Origin of the sequence: Nitrobacter sp. 62-13 (assembly GCF_001896955.1) — a bacterium.
Taxonomy (GTDB): Bacteria; Pseudomonadota; Alphaproteobacteria; order Rhizobiales; family Xanthobacteraceae; genus Nitrobacter.
The window spans coordinates 1,661-4,304 of record NZ_MKRN01000034.1 but is presented as its reverse complement, the minus strand read 5'-3'; the positions used below and the strand labels follow the sequence as shown (position 1 = coordinate 4,304).

General features: G+C 63.4%; 3 protein-coding genes and 1 pseudogene. 3 read left to right on the top strand and 1 reads right to left on the bottom strand.

Translation table 11 applies throughout. The annotated features are described in order from the left end of the window. The 3 genes from trbG to BGN91_RS04455 form a co-directional block, all read left to right on the top strand. On the top strand, window positions 1–835 hold an 835-nt coding region (trbG, locus tag BGN91_RS04465), incomplete at its 5' end, for a P-type conjugative transfer protein TrbG (RefSeq protein WP_292610888.1). Beyond that, window positions 832–2,022: a TrbI/VirB10 family protein gene (locus BGN91_RS04460; RefSeq protein WP_292610887.1), complete on the top strand. Its 1,191-nt coding sequence runs from the start codon at window positions 832–834 to the stop codon at window positions 2,020–2,022. The genes trbG and BGN91_RS04460, both read left to right, overlap by 4 nt. A gap of 2 nt (window positions 2,023–2,024) precedes the next feature. Continuing rightward, on the top strand, window positions 2,025–2,222 hold the full coding sequence (locus tag BGN91_RS04455) for a DUF2274 domain-containing protein (protein WP_292610885.1): 198 nt from the start codon (window positions 2,025–2,027) through the stop codon (window positions 2,220–2,222). Between the two features lie 143 nt (window positions 2,223–2,365). On the opposite strand, the pseudogene BGN91_RS04450 reads toward BGN91_RS04455, so the two are convergent. Further along, window positions 2,366–2,644 (bottom strand): annotated as a pseudogene (locus BGN91_RS04450) (enoyl-CoA hydratase); the annotation flags it as partial.

Sequence of the window (2,644 nt, the reverse complement as noted above, 5' to 3'; positions counted from 1 at the left end):
CGCCGTGCCTGCCGTGTTGACGGATGAGCGACCGCGACCGCTGCACATACCGCCGGCCTGGACTCCGAGCCGCGGAGGCACCGCATCAAATTCACCGACCGGCCGGGTCGAGAACGCCAACGCCGCTGCCCGCGTCGAGCCCCGTCGCGAAGGCTACTTCAATGCGATCCAGATTTATCCCTGGAGCGAGGGTGCACTCTATCAAGTTTATGCCGCGCCGGGGCAGATCACCAACATCGCGCTCGAGCCCGGCGAAAGCCTGACCGGGGCCGGGCCAATCGCCGCGGGCGATACCGCGAGATGGATCATCGGCGACACCGAAAGCGGATCAGGCACTACCCGGCGCGTCCATGTGCTCGTAAAGCCGACGCGCGCGGACATCTCCACGAACCTTGTCATTACCACCGACCGCCGCATCTACATGATTGAGCTGCGCTCTGGCGAACGTCCCTACATGCCGGCCGTGGCGTGGGCCTATCCGCAGCCCCCAGCCTCGCAGCGCCCGGGCGTGCCGGCAGCGCCCGTCATCCCGGCGCAGGCCGCACGCAATTACCGCTACGCGCTGACTGGAGACAGTCCGCCGTGGCGGCCGATCGCCGTCTACGATGATGGCCGTCGCGTCTATGTCGAGTTTCCGCGCGGTATCGTCCAAGGCGAGATGCCGCCGATATTCGTCATCGGCTCGGAAGGTGAACTCCAGATTGTCAACAGTCGCATTCACCAGAACATCCTGATCGTCGATCGGCTCTTCGGCGCCGCGGAACTGCGGCTCGGCAGCGGCAACCGCCAGCAAACTGTCAGAATCGTCCGCAGCGATGGGAGGCCATCCTCATGAGCGATGCAGACAACCATGGCCACAATATCGAGACCGAAGGACCAGCGAGCGACACCACGGCTCCGATGCGACTGCGTGGTGAGCCGCCTCGCGTGACCCGCTTGTCGCGCAAGGCATTGATGGCGATCGGCCTGATCGCGTGCGCGGGTCTTGGCGGCGCGTTGATATACGCCCTACAGACCCGACACGGCGGCCCTGCCAGCGAAGAACTCTACTCAACGACGAACCGTCCCACGGCTGACGGTCTTACTGACCTGCCACGCGACTATACCGGCCCGCATCTCGGACCACCGCTCCCTGGCGATCTCGGTCGACCAATGCTCGACGCGCAGAACCGCGGCCAACCGGTCGTTCCGTCGCCCATTCGGCCGACGGTCGACCCGGCAGAGCAGCGTCGCCTCGCCGAAGAGGAAGCAGCACGCACCAGTCGCGTGTTCTTTCAGACAAATGCACGCACACTTACGGCTCCCGCCGGGCCGGGTATTGCCGCGACCACCACGAACCTGACCGGCCTCGGCCTTCCAGGGCAACTCAACGCTCCAACTGCGCAGGATCGCCAAGTCGCTTTCCTCGATGCCGCCGTCGATCGTCGCACCGTCGCGCCTGACCGCGTGCTAGCGCCTGCATCGCCATACGTGTTGCAGGCCGGGGCTGTGATTCCGGCCGCGCTGATCACGGGAATCCGCTCCGACTTGCCGGGACAGATCACAGCTCAAGTGACCGAACACATCTATGACAGCCCCACCGGGCGGATACTTCTCGTGCCGCAGGGCACACGCATCATCGGGCAATATGACAACGCCGTGCAGTTCGGCCAGCGGCGAGTATTGCTGGTATGGAATCGCCTGATCTTCCCGAACGGACGCTCCATCGTTTTGGAGCGCCAACCAGGAGCAGATACACAGGGGTACGCCGGCCTTGAGGACGGGGTCGACTACCACTGGTGGGAACTCGCCAAGGCCGCAGGCCTTTCCACGCTGCTGAGCGTCGGTGCTGAGCTTGCGATTGACGACGAAGACCGCTTGCTGCGAGCGATACGCAACGGCGGCCAGGACACGATCAACGATGCCGGGCAACAAATCATCCGGCGTCAGCTTAACGTGCCGCCAACGCTGACGATCCGGCCCGGATTCCCGGTGCGTGTCATCGTCACACGAGATCTTGTCCTCGAACCCTACAGGGGATGACGATGGCAAAACTGAAGCTCGGCGCACTCGAAGACGACAAGCCCAAAAGAGGGACGGTTGAGTTCACTCCACCGGTCTATCGTGATCTCCTCGCTTATGCCGAGGTCCTTGCGCAGCAGACGGGCATCCCAGTCCCTGATCCGATGAAGCTCGTTCCACAAATGGTCGAGCGGTTCATGGCCACCGACCGGGAGTTCTGAAGAGCTAAACGGCTCCTCAGAGACCCGAATACACGTCACATATCGCGGAAAGAGCCCGGGCCGGCAGCATGAACCAGCGTGCCAGCCTGCCATGTGACGTGTGCTCGCAACGATCGCGTGGCGGCGGTCGATGAGAGCGAATATCACCAGCGTGACAAGCGTGCTGGCGAACCTGCGGAGATTCCTTCCGAGAATTCGCAATCAAGGGCACAGTCCTCCGATAGACTCCATTGCCGAAGAACACCTGCTCGATCGAGCTCAAGTGCATCGGCCGGAAAACTTGCCACGGTGCGAGCCAACTCTATCGCTGCTGCGCGGGCTGTACCCGGCGGGACCAACCGATTGACCAGTCCGATCGCGAACGCCTCGCGGGCTTCGACCGGACGTCCGGTGATGATCATGTCAAGCGCCCGGCCTTGTCC

Bases quoted from the DNA above. Each gene is read 5' to 3' on its own strand.
- BGN91_RS04460 (WP_292610887.1), top strand. From the start codon at position 832: ATGAGCGATGCAGACAACCATGGCCACAATATCGAGACCGAAGGACCA.
- BGN91_RS04455 (WP_292610885.1), top strand. From the start codon at position 2,025: ATGGCAAAACTGAAGCTCGGCGCACTCGAAGACGACAAGCCCAAAAGA.